This window comes from Breoghania corrubedonensis, from assembly GCF_003053845.1.
GTDB lineage: Bacteria > Pseudomonadota > Alphaproteobacteria > Rhizobiales > Stappiaceae > Breoghania > Breoghania corrubedonensis.
In genome coordinates, this window is record NZ_QAYG01000001.1 from 1,120,390 (window position 1) to 1,139,575 (window position 19,186).

The window sequence follows — 19,186 nt, forward strand, 5'->3', positions numbered from 1 at the left end:
TCTAGATGGCGCGCCCGCCGGAGACGTCCACCACCGCGCCGGTGGTGTAGGACGCCGCATCGGAGGCGAGCCACAAAATGGCGCGCGCGACCTCGTCAGCCGTGCCGGCGCGCCCCATCGGCAGGCTTGCGCCGACCCGCGCCACCCGGTCAGGGTCGCCGCCGCTGGCGTGAATGTCCGTATCGATGATGCCGGGCCTGACCGCATTCACGCGGATGCGGTCCGCCACCACCTCCTTGGCCAGCGCCATGGTGAAGGTGTCGATGGCGCCCTTGGCGGCAGCATAGTCGATATATTGCGCGGGGGAACCGATACGGGCGGAGGCGGAGGAGACATTGACGATCGCGCCGCCGCGCCCGCCATGGTTCACCGACATGCGCGAGACCGCCTCGCGCGCGCACAGCATCGAACCGATCACGTTGACATCGAACATGCGGTGCAGGCGCTCCGCACTCATGTCCTCAAGCCGGGCGACCTCGTCGACGATACCGGCATTGTTGACCAGAACGTCCAGCCGCCCCAGGCGGCCGTCGAGTTCATCGTACATGGCGAGGATGGCGTTCTCGTCCGAGATGTCGGCGCGCACGGCATAGGCCTTGCCGCCATCGGCGATGATGTCGCCGACGACGAACTCGGCCGCGGCGGCATCGGACATGTAGTTCACGACGACATGGTAGCCGCATTCCGCAGCGAGACGCGCCGTGGCGGCACCGATGCCGCGCGAGCCGCCGGTGACCAACATGACGGGCGCGCTCATCTCGGTGCCCTCCTTGAGGCAGGCGTCCGTCGTTTCATATCTGCTGGGGTCATGTTGTCATTGGCCACGTCTTCCAGGGGCCTCCCGTTCAGCGGCTTGCCAGCGCCAGCTTCACACCGAAGCCGGCGAAGGCCAGCGCGACGGAGCGGCGCATCCAGGTGACCACGGTCTCGCGCTTCAGCACCGCCTCACCGAAGAGGGCCGCGAACGCACCGTAGACGACGAAGACCGCGAAGGTCATCGCCATGAAGACCGCGCTCATCGCCAGCATCTGCGCTGTCGCGGATGCCGATCCGTGCGAGACGAATTGCGGCAGAAAGGCGAGGAAAAAGACGGTGAGCTTCGGGTTGAGAACGTTGATCAGGCAGCCCGTGCGCGCGATGGCGGCAAGCGACTTGCGCCCGCCTTCGGGCCGTCCGATGGCGACCGGGCCGGTTTCCCGCAACGTCTGCCAGGCGAGATAGAACAGGTAGGCTGCGCCGGCATATTTCAGCACCTGGAAGGCGAGAGCGCCGGCATGCATGAGCGCCGAAAGCCCCAGAATGGCGGCCGCGATGGATGGCACGATACCGAACGTGCAGCCAAGCGCCGCGGCGACCGCCGCGATCCGCCCGCGCGAAAGCCCGATGGCGACGGTGTAAACGACACCGGTCCCAGGCACGAGCACGACGATGAGTGCAGTGATCAGGAATTCCAGGCTCATCTCCGCAGCCCCCACGCTCGGGTCGCGCTTTGCGGCCCCGTCTTCATTGTCCCATTGCCGACCCGGACCGCGCAAAGGCCGCCTCCACAGGGAAGCGGCCTCATGTGACGCGATCAGAGATCCAGCACGAGGCGCTGGATGTCCTCGAGGCTCTCCTTGACGCGCACCAGGAAGGTGACGGCTTCCTTGCCGTCGACCACGCGGTGATCGTAGCTGAGCGCCAGGTACATCATCGGGCGCGCCACGATCTGACCGTTCACGACCATCGGCCGCTCCTGGATCTTGTGCATGCCGAGAATGCCGGACTGCGGCGCGTTCAGGATCGGTGACGACATCAGCGACCCGTAGACACCACCGTTGGAGATGGTGAAGGTGCCGCCCTGCATCTCGTCGATGCCAAGCTTGCCGTCACGTGCCTTGCGTCCGAACTCGCCGATCTTCTTCTCGATCTCGGCGATCGACATGGCGTCGGCATCGCGCACCACGGGCACAACAAGGCCCTTGTCGGTGCCGACCGCCACGCCGATGTGGCAGAAGTTCTTGTAGATGAGGTCGGTGCCGTCGATCTCGGCGTTGACCGCGGGAACTTCCTTCAGCGCGTGGCAGACCGCCTTGGTGAAGAAGCCCATGAAGCCGAGCTTGACGCCGTGCTTCTTCTCGAAAAGATCCTTGTAGGTCTTCCGAAGCTCCATCACCGGGCCCATGTCCACCTCGTTATAGGTGGTCAGCATGGCGGCGGTGTTCTGCGCGTCCTTCAGGCGGCGGGCGATGGTCTGGCGCAGCTTGGTCATGCGCACGCGTTCCTCGCGCGTCTCGTCCTCTACCGCGACCGGGCCGCGTGCGGCGGCTGGCGAGGCGGCGGGAGACGACGCGGACGTCTTCTCCATGGCGGCCATCACGTCGCCCTTCAGGACCTGGCCGCGCTTGCCGCTGCCCTCGACCTGATCGGCGGAAACGCCCTTCTCGGCCATCATCTTCTGCGCGGAAGGTGCCGGCGGCATGTCGGTGCCGGCGGACTTCGCGGCCGGGGCTTCCGCCTTGGCGGGCGCGGCGGCGGCGGGCGCCGGCTTTTCGGCCTTTGCCTCGGCGGGCTGCGCGGAGCCGGAAGCGCCTTCGGCCAGCGTGGCCAGAAGCGCGCCGACCTCGACGGTCTCGCCTTCCTGCACGAGGATGCTCTCCAGCGCGCCGGAGGCGGGCGCGGGAACCTCGATCGTCACCTTGTCGGTTTCCAGCTCCACGAGCGGCTCGTCGGCCGCGACGGCTTCGCCCGGCTTCTTGAACCACTGCGCGATGGTGGCTTCGGTCACGGATTCGCCCAGGGTGGGAACGCGGATTTCCGTTGCCATTTTATTTCGTCTCTTCGATTGGCAGACCAGCTGCGGTTTAAACGGTCTAGATGCGGAGGTCGGCGGGGGCTCGTGGCGCCCGCCGGGATATTCAGGCCTCGGCGTAAGCCTCGTCGAGGAAGGCACGAAGCTGAGCCTGATGCTTGGACATCAGGCCTGTGGCGGTCGCGGCCGAAGGCGGGCGGCCGACATAGCGCGGCCGGGCACATTGCGCGCCGATCTGGCTCAGGGCCCATTCCACATAGGGCTGGATGTGGTTCCACGAGCCCATGTTCTTGGGCTCTTCCTGGCACCAGACCATGTCGGCGTCCTTGAAGCGCGTCAGCTCGTGTACCAGCGCCTTGGTGGGGAACGGGTAGAGCTGTTCCACGCGCAGCAGATAGACATCGTTGATGCCGCGCTTCTCGCGATCTTCCAGCAGGTCGTAATAGACCTTGCCCGTACACATCACCACGCGGCGGATCTTCTCGTCCGCGACCAGCTCGGTGCTGGTGCCTGTACCTGTGCCGGAGGAATTTTCCGCATCGTCCCACAGGATGCGGTGGAAGGAGGAGTCGTCCGCCATCTCCGACAGTTTGGAGACGCAGCGCTTGTGCCGGAGCAGCGACTTCGGCGTCATCAGGATGAGCGGCTTTCTGAAGTCGCGGTTAAGCTGGCGGCGCAGGATGTGGTAATAATTGGCCGGCGTCGAGCAGTAGGCGACCTGCATGTTGTCCTCGGCGCACATCTGTAGATAGCGCTCCAGACGGGCGGAGGAATGCTCCGGCCCCATGCCTTCATAGCCGTGCGGCAGCAGGCAGACGAGACCCGACATGCGCAGCCACTTGCGTTCGCCCGACGACAGGAACTGATCGAAGATCACCTGCGCGCCGTTGGCGAAGTCGCCGAACTGGGCTTCCCACAGCGTCAGCGCGTTGGGCTCGGCCAGCGTGTAGCCATATTCAAACCCAAGGACCGCCTCTTCCGAGAGCATCGAGTTGATGACCTCGTAGCGCTCCTGGTTCTCGCCCACGTGGGCGAGCGGGATATAGCGCTCCTCGGTTTCCTGATCGTAGAGCACCGAATGGCGCTGGGAGAAGGTGCCGCGCTCCACGTCCTGGCCCGACAGGCGCACCTTGTGGCCTTCGCGCAGGAGCGAGCCGAACGCCAGCGCCTCCGCCGTCGCCCAGTCGATGTTCTCACCCGTCTCGATCATCTTGGCGCGGTTTTCGAGGAACCGGCGGATGGTGCGGTGGGCGTTGAAATCGTCGGGCACGGTGGAAAGCCGCATACCGATCTCGCGCAGGTCGCCGAGCACAACGCCGGTCTTGCCGCGACGCGGATCGTCGCTGTCGGCGGCCTGCTTGAGGCCCGACCACTTGCCGTCGAGCCAGTCCGCCTTGTTGGGCTTGTAGGCCTGCCCGGCTTCGAACTCCTGATCGTTGCGATGACGCCATTCGGCACGCAGCGCCTCGACCTCGTCCTTGGTGACGGTGCCTTCGGCGATCAGCTTGTCGGCGTAGATCTGCAGCGTGGTGGGGTGCTGACGGATCTCGCGATACATGATCGGCTGGGTGAAGGCCGGCTCGTCCCCCTCGTTGTGACCGAAGCGGCGGTAGCAGAACATGTCGATGACGACGGGCTTGCCGAAAGCCTGACGGAATTCCGTCGCGACCTTGGCGGCGTAGACCACCGCCTCCGGGTCATCGCCGTTCACATGGAAGATCGGCGCCTCGATCATCTTGGCGACGTCGGAGGGGTACGGCGAGGAGCGCGAGAAGCGCGGGTTCGTCGTGAAGCCGATCTGGTTGTTGATGATGAAGTGGATCGAACCGCCGGTGCGGTGACCGCGCAGCGCCGACAGGCCGAAGCATTCCGCCACCACGCCCTGGCCGGCAAACGCCGCATCGCCGTGCAGAAGAAGCGGCAGCACCTTGGAGCGATCGACATCGATCGTCTCGACCCAGTGGCCATCCTTCATCGAATGCTGGTCCTGCTTGGCGCGCGCCTTGCCGAGCACCACCGGATTGACGATTTCCAGGTGGGAGGGGTTGGCGGTCAGCGACAGGTGGACGTTGTTGCCGTCGAATTCGCGGTCGGAAGACGCACCAAGGTGGTACTTCACGTCACCTGAGCCTTCCACGTCGTCGGGCGCGTAGGAGCCGCCCTTGAACTCGTGGAAGATGGCGCGAAGGGGCTTGCCCATCACCTGCGAGAGCACGTTCAGGCGGCCACGGTGGGCCATGCCGAGAACGATCTCCTTCAGGCCGAGCTGGCCGCCGCGCTTGATGATCTGTTCGAGCGCCGGCAGCAGAGCCTCGCCGCCATCAAGGCCGAAGCGCTTGGTGCCGGTGTACTTCACATCGAGGAACTTCTCGAAGCCCTCGGCCTCCACCAGCTTGTTGAGGATGGCCTTCTTGCCTTCCTGGGTGAAGGTGATCTGCTTGTCCGGGCCTTCGATGCGCTCCTGGATCCAGGCCTTTTCGGCCGGATCGGAGATGTGCATGAATTCGACCGCAAGCGTGGAACAGTAGGTGCGCTTGAGGATCTCCAGCATCTCGCGGATGGTGGCGAATTCAAGCCCCAGCACGTGGTCGATGAAGATCGGGCGATCCCAGTCGGCGTCGGTGAAGCCGTAGGTCGCGGGATGAAGCTCGACGTGGTCCTTCGGCGGTTCCAGCTTCAGGGGATCGAGATCGGCATGGAGATGGCCGCGCATGCGGTAGGCGCGGATCATCATCAGCGCGCGGACGGAGTCGCGGGTCGCCTGCTGGACCTGCGCCTCGGACATCGGCGCGCCCTTGGCCTCCGCCTTGCCCTTGATCTTCTCCGCGATCTTCGGCTCCAGCGCGCCCCAGTTGCCGTCCATCGCGGCAACGAGCTCGCCATTGGCCGTCACCGGCCAGTCGGAGCGCTTCCAGCTCGCGCCGCGTGCTTCCTTGACGACGTCGGAAGGATTGTCCTGAAGCTTGGAGAAGAAGTCCCGCCAGACCTCGTCCAGCGACGCCGGATCTTCCTGGAAGCGTGCGTAGAGATCTTCGATATAGGCTGCGTTGGCGCCGTAAAGGAACGACGTCAGTGCGAAGGCTTGGTTCGCGTCCTGCCGTGCCATGATGTGTGTCAGCGAAGGGTCTTGACCTCCGCCCCGCTCGTGACGGCACGCCCGATGGGCCGTGCCTTGTGCCCGTTTTGAGAACGCCGGGGGCGTCCCCGATGATCAACGAGGGCGGCCTATGCGGCCGCGCTCCGTCTCGTCAGTGTGCGTCACCATGCCGCAAAGGCATAAGGCCCAGAAAACCTTGCTAAACCCGTAACGCTCTTTGGCGCAAGCGCTTACGCATTTCCACGCAGTGCAGCTCGCGCATGTTCATTCCCCCCTGGGGGAGCGGACCGGCAGCATCGCCGCCGGCCCGCGAAAAGGCATCAGCCCTTGAGGACCTCGACCAGCGTCTCGCCGAGCTTGGCGGGAGACGGCGAGACCTTGATGCCGGCGGCTTCCATCGCCGCGATCTTGTCTTCCGCACCGCCCTTGCCGCCGGAGATGACGGCGCCGGCATGGCCCATGGTGCGGCCCGGAGGCGCCGTGCGACCGGCGATGAAGCCGGCCATCGGCTTGGAGCGGCCCTTCTTCGCCTCGTCGGCGATGAATTGCGCGGCGTCTTCCTCGGCCGAACCGCCGATCTCGCCGATCATGATGATCGACTTGGTCTCATCGTCCGCCAGGAACATCTCCAGCATGTCGATGAACTCGGTGCCCTTGACCGGATCGCCGCCGATGCCGACGGCCGTCGTCTGGCCGAGACCGGCATTCGATGTCTGGAACACCGCTTCGTATGTAAGCGTTCCCGAGCGAGATACGATACCGACCGAGCCCTTCTTGAAGATCGAGCCCGGCATGATGCCGATCTTGCACTCTTCCGGCGTCAGAACGCCCGGGCAGTTCGGGCCGATGAGCCGCGACTTGGACTTGTCGAGCTTCGCCTTGACCTTGACCATGTCCATCACCGGGATGCCCTCGGTGATGCAGACGATGAGCGGCACTTCCGCCTCGATCGCCTCGATGATCGCGGCGCCGGCGCCTGCCGGCGGCACGTAGATGACGGAGGCATCGGCCCCGGTCGCGTCCTTCGCATCGGCGACGGAGGCGTAGATCGGCAGCTCGGCCGCACCATCGAGACCGGAGGTCCAGCTCTCACCGCCCTTCTTGGGGTGCACGCCGGCGACCATCTTCGTGCCGTAATAGGCGAGCGCCTGCTCGGTGTGGAACGTGCCGGTCTTGCCGGTCAGGCCCTGGACGATGACCTTGGTATCTTTGTTGACGAGAATGGACATTCATTCGTCTCCTGCGCGGAGCTGGTGGCTCCAGATTTTCGTAAGACGGTGTTCCGCGTTGTAAGCAACTGAAATGAAGACAGTCGGCAAGTCTTCATCGGCCATAACCCAACCCACATCTTCCCAGCCATTGTTGTCCCCTGGGAAATTTAAGGTGTCGGCATCTGAACGGTTCAGTTTCTTTCCAAGCAAGGCGACTGCCTGAGCTACAAATTCCCTGTCGGTCTTATACGTTGAAACCGACATATAGAGGTTGTTTGCTATCGGCGGAAACAAATGCTGCTCCAGAATAACAAACAACGTCTTAGACGGATCTGCATACTCGAGATAGCGTTCGTCTTTCGCCTCGCTCTTTGAAACGATCTTGAACCCGTTACCGACGAAGTAGGCTTCTGCTGCGTCGGCGTCCGGAACAAGCTTGCGGAACTCCCAAAAAATATTAGCGACATATTCCGGCGTATGCGCACTGCCGGAAATCGCAGCGGAAGGCGCCAGTAGACTCAGCGTTACTGCCAGCACCATCCGCAACATGCGTCGCTACCCCTTCACGGCCTTGACGATCTTCTGCGCGGCGTCGTCGAGGTCATCGGCGGCGATCACGTTGAGACCGCTCTCGTTGATGATCTTCTTGCCGAGCTCGACGTTGGTGCCCTCAAGGCGCACGACCAGCGGCACCTTGAGACCGACTTCCTTGACCGCCGAAACCACGCCTTCCGCGATCACGTCGCAACGCATGATGCCGCCGAAGATGTTGACCAGGATGCCCTTCACGTTCGGATCGGCGGTGATGATCTTGAACGCCGCCGTGACCTTCTCCTTGGACGCGCCGCCGCCGACATCGAGGAAGTTCGCCGGCTCCGCGCCGTAGAGCTTGATGATGTCCATCGTCGCCATGGCAAGACCGGCGCCGTTGACCATGCAGCCGATGTCGCCGTCGAGCGCGACGTAGGCGAGATCGAACTTGGAGGCCTCGATTTCCTTCTCGTCCTCTTCCGACTTGTCGCGCAGCGCCATGATGTCGTCGTGGCGGAAGAGCGCGTTGCCGTCGAAGGAGACCTTCGCATCCAGCACCCGCACGTGGCCGTCGGTCATGACGATCAGCGGGTTGATCTCCAGAAGGCTCATGTCCTTCTCGGTGAAGGCCTTGTAGAGGATCGGGAACAGCTTCATGCCGTCTTCGCGGGCGTCGCCGGTCAGCTCCAGCGCGTCGCAGAGCCTGGTGGCGGCGGCGTCGGTCACGCCGGCATCCGGATCGATCGGCAGGGTCAGGATCTTCTCGGGGGTCGAAGCGGCGACCTCCTCGATGTCCATGCCGCCCTCTGTGGAAACGACGAAGGCCACCTGACCGACCGTGCGGTCGACGAGGATCGAGAGATAGAGCTCGCGGTCGATGTCGGCGCCGTCCTCGATGTACAGACGGTTGACGACCTTTCCGGCCGCGCCCGTCTGCTTGGTCACCAGCGTGTTGCCGAGCATTTCAGCGGAGTTGGCGACGACCTCCTCGATCGACTTCGCCAGCCGCACGCCGCCCTTGGCGTCCGGGCCAAGCTCGGTGAACTTGCCCTTGCCGCGGCCGCCGGCATGGATCTGCGACTTGACCACATAGAGCGGGCCGGGCAGCTTCTTTGCTGCGGCTTCGGCTTCGTCGGCGGAGAAAATCGGGACACCGGAGGCAACCGGCGCGCCGAATTCCTTCAGCAGCGCCTTGGCCTGGTACTCGTGGATGTTCATGGTGACTCCCTCGAGAGGATTCTCGTTTCAGGATCGGGCGTGCCGGCCGTGGCTTGGGTGCATGAAACCGGCGCACCTTCGAAGAAAGACCGCGATCCGGACATCGTTCCTCCCGATCGCGCCCCTTAAAACAACAAAGGGGAGCCCGTGGGGGCTCCCCTTGATCACTTACGCAAGTGCCGGTTGGATCTTCTTGCACGCTTGGACGAGACCGTCGACGGCGGCGACGGACTTGTCGAAGTTCGCCTTCTCGTCGGCGTTCAGGTCGATCTCGATGATGCGCTCGATGCCGCCGGCACCGATCACGGTCGGCACGCCGAGATAGGTGTCGGAGAGGCCGTACTGGCCGTCCAGGTGCGCGGCGCAGGGCAGCACGCGCTTCTTGTCCTTCAGGTAGCTCTCGGCCATGGAGATGGCGGAAGCGGCCGGCGCGTAGAAGGCGGAGCCGGTCTTGAGCAGGGAGACGATCTCGGCGCCGCCGTCACGGGTGCGCTGCACGATCTCTTCAAGACGCTCCTTGGTGCACCAGCCCATCTTGACCAGATCGGGCAGCGGGATGCCGGCGACGGTGGAGTAGCGGATCAGCGGCACCATGGTGTCGCCGTGGCCACCCAGCACGAAGGCGGTGACATCCTCGACGGAGACGTCGAACTCGGAGGCCAGGAAATAGCGGAAGCGGGAGCTGTCCAGCACGCCGGCCATGCCGACGACCTTGTTCGCCGGCAGACCGGAGAACTTCTGCAGCGCCCAGACCATCGCGTCGAGCGGGTTGGTGATGCAGATGACGAAGGCGTCGGGGCAGTATTTCTTCAGGCCCGCGCCAACCTGCTCCATGACCTTGAGGTTGATTTCAAGGAGATCGTCGCGGCTCATGCCAGGCTTGCGGGGCACACCGGCGGTGACGATCACGACGTCGGAACCTTCCAGCGCCTCATAGGTGTTGGTGCCGACCAGCTTCGCGTCGAAGCCATCGACGGGCGAAGATTCCGCCAGGTCCAGGGCCTTGCCCTGCGGGACGCCTTCGGCGATGTCGAAAAGGACGACGTCGCCGAGTTCCTTCAGGCCTGCGAGATGAGCGAGCGTGCCACCGATCTGGCCCGACCCTACGAGAGCGATCTTGTTCCGCGCCATGCTGTTGGTTTCCCTTTACGTAAACGTCAGCTACGGCCATAGGTCATATGGTCGCGGGTTCGATACTCCCTTTGCCGGCGCCGCGCAACCGCCCGGACAATTCTTCGGCAAATGTACGAGGTAAATTTTTCGCAATGGACGCGGCAATCGCCCTGACGGACGCTCCGGCAGCACGCCTATCGGGCGACTTCAGCCAGATATTCCTGCGACCGCATCTCCGTCAGGCGCGAGATCGTGCGATCGAACTCGAACTTTTCCGTGCCAGACGTCGCAACGTAGAGCCCGTCCGGCTCGCTCTCGGCGGAGATCACCAGCTTGATGCGCTGGTCGTAGAGCGCATCGATGAGATTGATGAAGCGCTTGGCCTCGTTGCGCCGGTTCTGCTGCAACACCGGAACGCGCTCCACCATGACCGTGTGGTAGGCGTGCGCGACGCGCAGGTAATCGGCGGCCGAATAGGGCCGCTCGCACAGGTCGTGAAACGAAAAGCGGGCGACGCCGCATGCCGTTTGCGGAACCTCGATCCAGCGCCCCTTGACCTCCAGCCGGTCGGACCTCGGCTTGGTGCCTTGCGTCAGCGCTTTCCAGATGCGCTCCATCTCCCTGTCCGCCGCCTCGCCAAGAGGCGAGATGTAGACCGGCGCACCGGCCAGCTTTTCCAGACGGTAGTCGGTCGGGGAATCGAGGTTGAAGACCTCTACCTGCCGTTTCAGCAGCTTGATGAAGGGCACGAAGTGGTCGCGGTTGAGGCCGTCCCTGTAGAGGTCGTCCGGATCGACATTGGAGGTGGCGACGACCACGACGCCGGCATCGAACAGCTTCTCGAACAGCCGCCCCAGCAGCATCGCATCGGCGATGTCGGTGACGGAAAACTCGTCGAAGCACAGAAGCCGTGTCTCTTGCGCCAGTTCCGCCGCGACGGGCGCGATCGGATCGCTTCCCTTGATCGTGCCGGCCTTGATCTTCTGGCGCACGGCGTGAATGCGCTCGTGCGCATCGTTCATGAACTCGTGAAAATGCGCGCGGCGCTTGCGCTTGACCACGGCGTGCTCGAAGAACAGGTCCATCAGCATGGTCTTGCCACGCCCGACCGAGCCCCAGACATAGAGTCCCTTGAGCGGCTCCTTCGGCTGCTTCTTGCCGAACAGCCAGCCGAGCGGCGAATGCTTGCTCGCCAGCCTGCGCTCCGCCAACGCCTCGTTCAACGCATCCAGCTTGTCGATGATCGCACGCTGGGCCGGGTCGGCATCCAGTTCGCCGGCGGTGACCATCGCCTCGTAACGTTCGCGTACGTTCGGCGAAAGCGACTGGGAAGCAGGCATAGGCAGGGTTTCCAGATATTCGACAAGTTCACAAGGCAGATACGCGCGCGGGCAACGGGCCGAATGGAGCCCGCACCCCTTGAGCGCGCATGGACGAAAGGTCGCACGGCGGGCCAGCGATACAGTCTGCGCCCCAGGATGACAAGCGCGCGCGAGACCGAAGGGTTTCCGCAAATCGCGGCAGGACGCTCAATCGTCTGAGAACGCTGCGGCAGGCGGCGCGCCCTTGAACACGTCGTCAACCGGCACCTGAAGGCCGATCGCCAGCCGATTGGTCTCGCTCGCCATTGCGACGACGGATTGCAGTTCCATCAACTGCGCCTCGCTCATCCCCCTGGCGCGCGCGGCCGCGGTGTGCGAGCGGATGCAGTATTCGCAATTGTTGGCGATGGAAACGGCGACATAGATCAGCTCCTTGGTGAGCGGATCGATTGTGCCCGGCCCCATCACCTCGCGAAGGCTCTCCCATGTCCGCTTCAGCGCGGCGGGATCATTGGCAAGCACTCGCCAGAAATTGTTGACGAAATCGGTCTTCCGCGTGGAGCGGATATCGTCGATGACGGCGAGAGCCTCCATGCTCATCGCGTCATCCCCCAGAACCGGTACAAGACTCATGCGTCCTCCTAGCGTTGGAACAAACCTCATTCCGGACGCCGGGGGCGCCGAGGGTCAAGGCCAATCGGTCTCGCAACCCCGTCCCGCCCGGCCTTCGATCTTCTCAGCCGGAACCGGAACATTTCCGCGCCAAGGCACTGATGATGCTCGGACACGTGCGACAATGTTACGTGTCCATTTTACCACATCATATTTTAAATGATCATTTTTGAGGGACCGCATTGTGGTGCGCCCGCCAAGGGTGAAAACGTGAGGGCTCAAATGCGAAAATTGCCGTTCCGGCTTTTCGCCGGATCCGGAAAGGGGGCTTTCTCGATGGCGCGTATTTTCTGCGGGTTTCGGTTTTCCGCAATCACCAGACGGAAATGGCGGCGCAGGGCGGCCTTTCTCGCGGGCGCATGCGCCGCAGCGCTGGCTCTCGGTCTGATGAGCACGTCAGCCTCCGCAGGATAGCCGCTCCGCCGACCCCGCCTTCGGGCAGCATCGACACGGCGAAGCACGTGAGGCGGCGACAGCGCGGTCGGCATGCAACAGCCGACGCGGCGGCTTCCTGTCTTCCTGTCTTCCTGTCGACCGCGCCGAACCAGGCGATGCCGCAGCGCCAGATGCCGACTGTCAACCGGCACGGCCCCCATTAGGCAACCCGCTTGGCCACGCCGACAATCGATCCGCAATTCCCGACGATGGGAAATCGGCATGTGCCATCGCCCTTCACGGCAAACCCGACACCGTGAGCAGACCGGTCATCGTGCGGGGCTCGGGCTGGACGGCGATAACCCGGAATGGCGACGACCGCTCCACCGACGACAGTCAGACAAGGAGCGGGGCACCGCGCGCACTTTGCCGGCCCTAGTCGCAGCGCCGTCCGTGGTCGCGGTCAAGCCATCCGGCGAGGGGCCGAACGTTCAGCTTGCGATCAGCACCGATTCCAGTCCCGCCTGACGGTTACCGACGTCCGCCGCCCAGGCGACGAGCCAGCGCTCGCCATCGTCGCCGAGATCGGCCTTGTGGCCGCGTCCATCCACCAGGATCCAGGCCTGGCCCGGCGTCGCGGCGTCGACCACCACATGATCCGCGCCAGCCATGGCTGCTGCGACTTCGCGCACGCGGGCCGTGCCGCCGCCGTCTTCCTCACCAGCCTCCACCGCACGCAACAAGGCGTCGAGATCGCGGGTGATGACGACCAGCACGCGATGGCCGTCGCCGGAGAAGATGTGAAAGCGGCACAAGGCGGGAACCTGCCCCGCATCGGGCAGCTGCCAGCCCGCGCCGTCGCGACGGCCGGGCCCGATTTCACTCCAGTCGATGCGGGCGGACAGGTTGAGCGGCTTGCGGCTGGTTTCCAGCGCCTTGCGCATGGCCGCCGGCAAGACCGCCGCGCGTCCGGCCTGGGATGCCGCCTCGGAGCGGGACACCAGCGCCGAACCGGAGTGCGCGCCCGTTCGAGAGCGGGAATTGGATTCCGGCGCGTGCCGCATGATCGCAGCACCCAGCCGTGTACGCTGGAAGGTCACGTTGCGGCGCGAGATGTCGACCTGCCTCACCCGCCAGCCGGCGGTCAGCCACGCCTGCTGGTGAACCAGAAGACCGCCCGAATTCGCCCACCAGGTGCGATGGGCGGTCGCGCTCGCGGGAAGGGCCGAGCCGAGAATTCTCTCGATCTCATCGAACCCCGCCGTCCATTCGAAATCCTGCAATCCGGCGAGATGCAATTTCAACGGATCGTACTTTGCCATGGCAATATTTTTCCCCCAAATGACGTATGGTTACATTTCCGGAGGCGCTGGTCCAGCCGGTTTTAAACCTCAGGTAGCGTGGGGGGGCGACGTCCCGCGGCGTGGCGCGCGCGGTCCGTGCGAGGGATTGGCAAGACACGGAAAATACGCCCGAACGGCCGGATTGCGGGCCGGCCCGGGGCGAACGCGCGTCAGACGCGCGCACGAACGCCAGGGAAATCGGCGCGGAGGAAATCGGCATATGGAAACGGCGCGGGACGTCGCTGCGCCGTCACGTCCGTTCAGCGCGAGACGGTAATCGGTTGGCCCGAACCGGTGCGCCCGTCATAACGCTCGGTCCCGCTCTTGTAGAGCGTTGCGAGCTGGGTGCCGTCGCCATCCTTGAGGATGATCTGCGAGCCGTTCAGATCCCACGCGGAAATCGCACCGAGCGGAGGCCCGCCGCATCCTTGCGTGTTGGCGCGGTAACCGCCGCTCCAGGTGGTGAGGGTCATGAACAGCTTGCAAGCGTTTCCGCCCGATGCGATCGTCCACCCGCCGAGAAGCTCCGTGCGGCCGATTTCCGGCGCACCGGCCGGCGGCGCGGGCTGGGTGGGGGCGGCGCCATCGCCCGGGTTGGCCGAGGCCATGTCCGTTCCCGGCTGCGGCGGCTGGCCATTGGGATTGTAATAGGGTTGACCATCCGCACCGATCGGACGTCCGTCGGGGCCGAGCGTTCCGCCCGAGGCATAGGGACCTGAGCCGTAGCGGCCGGCTGGATCCTGGTTGGGGGCGACCACAAGCGGCTGCAAGGCGCCGCCTTCCGATACGGGCTGGCGCGGCGCACTGACAGCCGGCGCCGGGCCTCCGCCATAGTCGAAGCGCGAGCACCCGGCGGCGAGGGCGCCCAGGCACAGCACTGCTGCGATCGATGCCGCTTGGTTCATTCCGAATCGTCCCTTGATCTGTTTTGGCCAATCTAGCCGTACGCTACGGCCGCGTGAACCGTGAAACCGCGTTCGCAGATACATGGCCGGCGAGCCATGATCCACGGACCGACGCCATCACGCCATCGGGGTGTGGCAACTCTCCCGCTTCTCCTCGCATCGCAATGCGGGTGAAATATGATCTGATACGCGACGCGAGATTCGCAAGCGGCGCGCAAGGAGAAGCATCGTCATGAGCATTATCGATCATATCGGCTTCGCGGTTTCCGATTTCGCGCGATCACGCGCTTTCTACCAGGCTGCGCTCAAGCCCCTCGGCATCGGAGCGATCATGGAGGTCACGGCCGAAGAAACGGGCGGCGCGGCCCATTGCGGGTTCGGGGTCGCCAAACCGGAATTCTGGATCACCTCCGGCGCGCCGTTCACAGGGGTGCTGCACGTTGCCTTTTGCGCTCCCGATCGCAAGACCGTGGACGCTTTCCATGCGGCTGCAATCGAAGCGGGCGGGCGGGACAATGGCGCGCCGGGCCTGAGGCCGCACTACCATCCCGACTACTACGGAGCCTTCATTCTCGATCCGGACGGGCACAACATCGAAGCCGTCTGCCACAGCCCCGCCGCATAGAAGGCGCGGGTGGGGCACGATCGTCACACGCTCGTCGGAAAACTCCTCTATCCGCCTATGCCGGGATGAGGGGACGATTCGTCGAACGACGTGAGGTGAAGGCCCGTGTGCAACGTGCTTTTCGTGTGTCCTGACAATGCGGTGCTCGGCCCGATGGCCGAAGCCTGCCTGAACCGTGCCGCATGCGGCGAGATGCGGGCCTTTTCGGCCGCGGTCCATCCGGCCGGCCGGCTACATCCCAGGGTGGAGCGGTTGCTGCGCGGACGGGGCCACGCCACCGACGCCCTGCAGCCCAAATCCTGGGAAATTTTCGCCTTGCCGCATGCCCCCGCGCCCGACCTGCTGATCGGGCTCGGCCTGCGGCTGCCGTTCGTCGAGCCGGAATGGAACGGCCACCCGCAACGCCGCCACTGGCACCTGACCGCCCTCGACGGCGATCCGGCGGCGGGCGATATTCCCGCGCTCTACCAGGCGATCAAGACCGCGGTGAGCGACTTCCTGCTCGATGAAAACGGGCCTCCGATGCGGCGCGCCGGCTGAGCGGCGCGCCCACACTGTGACGCTTTGGCAACCTGGGGAAGAAAACGGCCCCGTATTTTCATTCTCTTCACAAGCGCGTGCGAAAACGGACGAAACCGGTTTTCCTTATCGTGATCACGGCTTACTGTCCGAGCCTGATGAGATGTTTGCCCAAGGGGTCGAGTGAATATGCGGCATGGTTTCAAACGCGCGGGTCTTGTCTCGCGCGCTGTATTGGGGTTCGGCCTTTTGGCGGGGGCGAGCGCTCCGGCTCTGGCGGGTGAGACCACGCCTGCGCCCGGCACGGATGTTGTGCTGGAACTCGGCGCCGGAGGCCGGGTCGCGCCGGCCTATCCGGGCGCGGACAACTACACGCTGTCTCCGGTCCCCATCATCAAGCTGCGCTTTCTGGTGCTGCCGGTCTTTGGCACGGTGGCCGATTCCAGCAAGAACGTCGGGCTCGGCTTCTATCCGGCCTTCAATTTCGAGGGCGAGCGCAACGCCAACGATCATTCCGAACTCAGAGGGATGAAGAAGGTCGACTGGGCGGTCGAACTGGGTGCGGGCGTGCGCTACACCGGCGACTTCGTCGAAGCCTTCGCCGAACTGCGACGCGGCTTCAACGGCCACCACGGCTTTGTCGGAGAAGCGGGGATCGACGCCGTCATGCATCCGACGGACAAGCTGAAGCTGAAGTTCGGCCCGCGCGTGAGCTTCGCCGATTCCGAATACATGTCGACCTATTTCGGCGTCACCTCCGGCGAGGCCACCGCCTCGGGCGGGCGGCTCTCGGCCTATGACGCGGGCGGCGGGTTCCGCGATGTCGGGCTCGAGTTCGGCGCCGAGTACGCCTGGAGCGACAAGATCACGCTCTATGGCGATGCCGGCTACCGCCGGCTCGTCGGCGATGCGGCGGACAGCCCCGTCGTCAAGCGGGCGGGCAGCGAGAACCAGTTCACCGCCGGCCTCGGTCTCACCTACAAGTTCTCCTGGAACGTCGACGGGAAATAGGCACGCGGCCGACCGGGCGGCCTCACGTCATTTCGCGGTCAAGACCTCCCCTGCTCGCGCGTCCGTCCTTGCTCGCCCCCATCGAGGAGGAGCGAGAGACGCGTTTGCGCGCGCGGAAAAGCCCGCCGTCTTCCATCAAGGCACGAACGGAAGCGGCCTGTGCCGGTAGCTTCCCCACTCAGTGCCGGGATCGTCGCGTCCCGGCCATTTCAGCAAATCTCTTCAGTGTCATCGCGGATCCGGCCTCGGCATCTGCGGCTCCAGATCCCAGGTCTGCGCGGGAGGACGCCGGAAAGGCCGCGCATCGGCTGAGGCGGCCGGATCTCGCGCGCGTCGGCCGGCGGGCGCGCGCCCGCGCCTTTCTCACGACCCTTCGTGACCGGCGATGCCCTTGTAAGCGCTCGCGCCCCAGACGTCGCGCACGCGCGCGTCGCGGCCACAGCCCTTGCGGTAGCCCTTGTAGGCATCCGCCCGGGTCACGTAGCCAAAGCGCGTCAGCGTGCGTTTCTGGCTCTTGTAGTAGTTCTGGTGGTAATCCTCCGCGGCCCAGAATTTCACGGGGCCCTCCACCGGCGTGACGATCTTTGAGCCCAGCTCCTTCTCGTCCGCGGCCCTCACGGTTTCCGCCGTCTTCTTCTGCTGGTCATCAAGCGCGTAGATCGCGGTCGTATAGGCATGGCCACGGTCGCAGAACTGACCACCGCCATCCGTCACATCGACCGAATGCAGGAAGATGTCGACGAGTTTGCCGTAGCTCACCACGCCGGGGTCGAAGGTCACCTTCACGACCTCGCGATGACCGCCGGAGCTGTAGTCGTCATAGGTCGGATTTTCCGTCGTTCCTCCGGCATAGCCCGAGATCGTCTCGCTGACGCCGGTGACGTGGTCCATGTCCGATTCCAGGCACCAGAAACAGCCACCGGCAAACAGCGCGGTTTCGGCCGAAGCCGGACTTGCGGCAAAGCCGGCTCCCGAAAGGGCGAAGGCAAGAACGGCGGTGAGGGCAAGGCGACGCATCGGTTTCCTCCATGTCGGATGTTGCCTTCCGACATAGGGCCATGCGCCATGCCCGTCACGTCACGCTCGCGTGTTTCGCGCGAAGGTGATGGGCGCGTGAGCCCGCAGTCACTCACATCCACATGTTTGCGTTTTCCTCGAAATCGGGCCGCTGGGGCGCCACCACGCAGAAACGGTGGCCGCTCGGCGCCTCCATCACCACCCAGCCCTTGCAGTCGCCGACAACGTTTGCCCCCAATCCGGTCAGCCGCTCGACCTCGGCGGGAATATCATCCGTCTCGATGTCGAGATGGACGCGCGGCGGATGGTCGACCGACTGCAACAGCACGCGGGCCTCGCTGGCCGGCCCCTTCAGATCGCGGTATTTAGGATCGATCGGATCCGCTTCCCTCCGGCGTCCCAGTGCCTCGGCCCAGAATTCCATTTCCCGATCGAGATCATCGCTCTTGCAATCGATCACCACCACTGCCATCCGACTCTTGTGCATTGTCGCCCCTCCTGTCAAATCGAACAAAACAGGAACGTAATGCCACATCGCGCGTGGAACAAGCATCCGGAACGCAAAAAGGCCGCCCCATGGGACGGCCTTTCGACATTCGGGATGAAGGCAGGGGCAATCACACCCGCCGTTCCACCATCATCTTCTTGATCTCGGCGATCGCCTTGGCCGGGTTCAGCCCCTTGGGGCAAGCCTGCGAGCAGTTCATGATGGTGTGGCAGCGGTAGAGCCGGAAGGGGTCTTCCAGTGCATCCAGACGCTCGCCGGTCGCCTCGTCGCGGCTATCGATCAGCCAGCGGTAGGCCTGAAGCAGCACGGCGGGACCGAGATAACGGTCGCCGTTCCACCAGTAGCTCGGGCACGAGGTCGAACAGCAGGCGCACAGGATGCACTCGTAGAGGCCGTCGAGCTTGGCGCGATCCGCGTGGGACTGCAGCCACTCGGTCTCCGGCGTCGGCGAGACGGTCTTCAGCCAGGGCTCGATGAAACGGTGCTGGGCGTAGAACAGGTTCAGGTCCGGCACCAGATCCTTCACCACCGGCATATGCGGCAACGGGTAGATCTTGATCGTGCCCGACACCTCGTCCATGCCCTTGGTGCAGGCAAGCGTGTTGGTGCCGTCGATGTTCATCGCGCAGGAGCCGCAGATGCCCTCACGGCACGAGCGGCGGAAGGTCAGTGTCGGGTCGATCTTGTTCTTGATGTAGATCAGCCCATCGAGAACCATCGGCCCGCAATCGTCGGTATCGACAAAGTAGGTGTCGGTCGACGGATTCTCGTCGTCGTCCGGGCTCCAGCGGTAGATCTTGTACTCGCGCACGTTGGTCGCGCCGGCGGGCTTGTCCCAGACTTTACCCGTCTTGACCTTCGAGTTGCGGGGAAGCGTCAGCTGCACCATTTCTCATGCTCCGCTTGAACCGGGGATCCGCGTCCCGGC

General features: G+C 64.4%; 18 protein-coding genes. 3 read left to right on the forward strand and 15 right to left on the reverse strand.

The features are described 5' to 3' along the window. Window position 1 precedes the first annotated feature (1 nt). The 12 genes from C8N35_RS04915 to C8N35_RS24150 form a co-directional block, all read right to left on the reverse strand. Window positions 2-757 carry an SDR family oxidoreductase gene (locus C8N35_RS04915; RefSeq protein WP_107988443.1) on the reverse strand — a complete coding sequence of 252 codons (756 nt, stop codon included), beginning with the start codon at window positions 755-757 and terminating at the stop codon, window positions 2-4. A gap of 88 nt (window positions 758-845) precedes the next feature. Next, complete coding sequence (locus C8N35_RS04920) at window positions 846-1,460, reverse strand: LysE family translocator (protein ID WP_107988444.1); 615 nt, start codon at window positions 1,458-1,460, stop codon at window positions 846-848. Between the two features lie 113 nt (window positions 1,461-1,573). After that, window positions 1,574-2,806, reverse strand: a complete 1,233-nt coding sequence (odhB, locus tag C8N35_RS04925; protein WP_107988445.1) for a 2-oxoglutarate dehydrogenase complex dihydrolipoyllysine-residue succinyltransferase — start codon at window positions 2,804-2,806, stop codon at window positions 1,574-1,576. Window positions 2,807-2,897: 91 nt separating this feature from the next. Then, window positions 2,898-5,897: a 2-oxoglutarate dehydrogenase E1 component gene (locus tag C8N35_RS04930; RefSeq protein WP_107988446.1), complete on the reverse strand. Its 3,000-nt coding sequence runs from the start codon at window positions 5,895-5,897 to the stop codon at window positions 2,898-2,900. A gap of 311 nt (window positions 5,898-6,208) precedes the next feature. Further along, window positions 6,209-7,117: a succinate--CoA ligase subunit alpha gene (gene sucD / locus C8N35_RS04935; RefSeq protein ID WP_107988447.1), complete on the reverse strand. Its 909-nt coding sequence runs from the start codon at window positions 7,115-7,117 to the stop codon at window positions 6,209-6,211. After that, the gene (locus C8N35_RS04940; RefSeq protein ID WP_107988448.1) at window positions 7,118-7,648 is read right to left on the reverse strand and encodes a hypothetical protein; all 531 of its coding nucleotides are present in this window, start codon (window positions 7,646-7,648) and stop codon (window positions 7,118-7,120) included. It abuts the gene before it with no gap. Between the two features lie 6 nt (window positions 7,649-7,654). Continuing rightward, window positions 7,655-8,848 carry an ADP-forming succinate--CoA ligase subunit beta gene (sucC, locus tag C8N35_RS04945; RefSeq protein WP_107988449.1) on the reverse strand — a complete coding sequence of 398 codons (1,194 nt, stop codon included), beginning with the start codon at window positions 8,846-8,848 and terminating at the stop codon, window positions 7,655-7,657. A 168-nt stretch (window positions 8,849-9,016) separates the two neighbouring features. Continuing rightward, complete coding sequence (mdh, locus tag C8N35_RS04950; RefSeq protein ID WP_107988450.1) at window positions 9,017-9,979, reverse strand: malate dehydrogenase; 963 nt, start codon at window positions 9,977-9,979, stop codon at window positions 9,017-9,019. 176 nt (window positions 9,980-10,155) lie between these two features. After that, a complete protein-coding gene (zapE, locus tag C8N35_RS04955; protein WP_107988451.1) occupies window positions 10,156-11,301 on the reverse strand; it encodes a cell division protein ZapE in 1,146 nt (381 codons plus the stop codon). Between the two features lie 189 nt (window positions 11,302-11,490). Continuing rightward, window positions 11,491-11,916 carry a carboxymuconolactone decarboxylase family protein gene (locus tag C8N35_RS04960; RefSeq protein WP_107988452.1) on the reverse strand — a complete coding sequence of 142 codons (426 nt, stop codon included), beginning with the start codon at window positions 11,914-11,916 and terminating at the stop codon, window positions 11,491-11,493. 905 nt (window positions 11,917-12,821) lie between these two features. Further along, on the reverse strand, window positions 12,822-13,652 hold the full coding sequence (locus tag C8N35_RS04970; RefSeq protein WP_107988454.1) for a DUF7662 domain-containing protein: 831 nt from the start codon (window positions 13,650-13,652) through the stop codon (window positions 12,822-12,824). A 281-nt stretch (window positions 13,653-13,933) separates the two neighbouring features. After that, on the reverse strand, window positions 13,934-14,578 hold the full coding sequence (locus C8N35_RS24150) for a protease inhibitor Inh/omp19 family protein (RefSeq protein WP_107988455.1): 645 nt from the start codon (window positions 14,576-14,578) through the stop codon (window positions 13,934-13,936). A 238-nt stretch (window positions 14,579-14,816) separates the two neighbouring features. On the opposite strand from C8N35_RS24150, the gene C8N35_RS04980 reads away from it, so the two are divergent. The 3 genes from C8N35_RS04980 (at window position 14,817) to C8N35_RS04990 (ending at window position 16,733) form a co-directional block, all read left to right on the forward strand. After that, a complete protein-coding gene (locus tag C8N35_RS04980) occupies window positions 14,817-15,203 on the forward strand; it encodes a VOC family protein (RefSeq protein WP_210203437.1) in 387 nt (128 codons plus the stop codon). Between the two features lie 105 nt (window positions 15,204-15,308). After that, a complete protein-coding gene (locus C8N35_RS04985) occupies window positions 15,309-15,743 on the forward strand; it encodes an arsenate-mycothiol transferase ArsC (RefSeq protein ID WP_107988457.1) in 435 nt (144 codons plus the stop codon). Window positions 15,744-15,911: 168 nt separating this feature from the next. Next, on the forward strand, window positions 15,912-16,733 hold the full coding sequence (locus tag C8N35_RS04990) for a MipA/OmpV family protein (protein ID WP_107988458.1): 822 nt from the start codon (window positions 15,912-15,914) through the stop codon (window positions 16,731-16,733). A gap of 363 nt (window positions 16,734-17,096) precedes the next feature. On the opposite strand, the gene msrA is transcribed toward C8N35_RS04990, so the two are convergent. From msrA to C8N35_RS05005, 3 genes are all read right to left on the reverse strand, one after another. Then, window positions 17,097-17,750 (reverse strand): peptide-methionine (S)-S-oxide reductase MsrA, encoded by a 654-nt coding sequence (msrA, locus tag C8N35_RS04995; protein WP_107988459.1) that lies wholly within the window; start codon window positions 17,748-17,750, stop codon window positions 17,097-17,099. 112 nt (window positions 17,751-17,862) lie between these two features. Then, the gene (locus C8N35_RS05000; protein ID WP_107988460.1) at window positions 17,863-18,237 is read right to left on the reverse strand and encodes a VOC family protein; all 375 of its coding nucleotides are present in this window, start codon (window positions 18,235-18,237) and stop codon (window positions 17,863-17,865) included. Between the two features lie 130 nt (window positions 18,238-18,367). Further along, window positions 18,368-19,147 carry a succinate dehydrogenase iron-sulfur subunit gene (locus C8N35_RS05005; RefSeq protein ID WP_107988461.1) on the reverse strand — a complete coding sequence of 260 codons (780 nt, stop codon included), beginning with the start codon at window positions 19,145-19,147 and terminating at the stop codon, window positions 18,368-18,370. Window positions 19,148-19,186: the final 39 nt, after the last annotated feature.

Bases quoted from the DNA above. Each gene is read 5' to 3' on its own strand.
- C8N35_RS04915 (WP_107988443.1), bottom strand. From the start codon at position 757: ATGAGCGCGCCCGTCATGTTGGTCACCGGCGGCTCGCGCGGCATCGGT.
- C8N35_RS04920 (WP_107988444.1), bottom strand. From the start codon at position 1,460: ATGAGCCTGGAATTCCTGATCACTGCACTCATCGTCGTGCTCGTGCCT.
- odhB (WP_107988445.1), bottom strand. From the start codon at position 2,806: ATGGCAACGGAAATCCGCGTTCCCACCCTGGGCGAATCCGTGACCGAA.
- C8N35_RS04930 (WP_107988446.1), bottom strand. From the start codon at position 5,897: ATGGCACGGCAGGACGCGAACCAAGCCTTCGCACTGACGTCGTTCCTT.
- sucD (WP_107988447.1), bottom strand. From the start codon at position 7,117: ATGTCCATTCTCGTCAACAAAGATACCAAGGTCATCGTCCAGGGCCTG.
- C8N35_RS04940 (WP_107988448.1), bottom strand. From the start codon at position 7,648: ATGTTGCGGATGGTGCTGGCAGTAACGCTGAGTCTACTGGCGCCTTCC.
- sucC (WP_107988449.1), bottom strand. From the start codon at position 8,848: ATGAACATCCACGAGTACCAGGCCAAGGCGCTGCTGAAGGAATTCGGC.
- mdh (WP_107988450.1), bottom strand. From the start codon at position 9,979: ATGGCGCGGAACAAGATCGCTCTCGTAGGGTCGGGCCAGATCGGTGGC.
- zapE (WP_107988451.1), bottom strand. From the start codon at position 11,301: ATGCCTGCTTCCCAGTCGCTTTCGCCGAACGTACGCGAACGTTACGAG.
- C8N35_RS04960 (WP_107988452.1), bottom strand. From the start codon at position 11,916: ATGAGTCTTGTACCGGTTCTGGGGGATGACGCGATGAGCATGGAGGCT.
- C8N35_RS04970 (WP_107988454.1), bottom strand. From the start codon at position 13,652: ATGGCAAAGTACGATCCGTTGAAATTGCATCTCGCCGGATTGCAGGAT.
- C8N35_RS24150 (WP_107988455.1), bottom strand. From the start codon at position 14,578: ATGAACCAAGCGGCATCGATCGCAGCAGTGCTGTGCCTGGGCGCCCTC.
- C8N35_RS04990 (WP_107988458.1), top strand. From the start codon at position 15,912: ATGCGGCATGGTTTCAAACGCGCGGGTCTTGTCTCGCGCGCTGTATTG.
- msrA (WP_107988459.1), bottom strand. From the start codon at position 17,750: ATGCGTCGCCTTGCCCTCACCGCCGTTCTTGCCTTCGCCCTTTCGGGA.
- C8N35_RS05000 (WP_107988460.1), bottom strand. From the start codon at position 18,237: ATGCACAAGAGTCGGATGGCAGTGGTGGTGATCGATTGCAAGAGCGAT.
- C8N35_RS05005 (WP_107988461.1), bottom strand. From the start codon at position 19,147: ATGGTGCAGCTGACGCTTCCCCGCAACTCGAAGGTCAAGACGGGTAAA.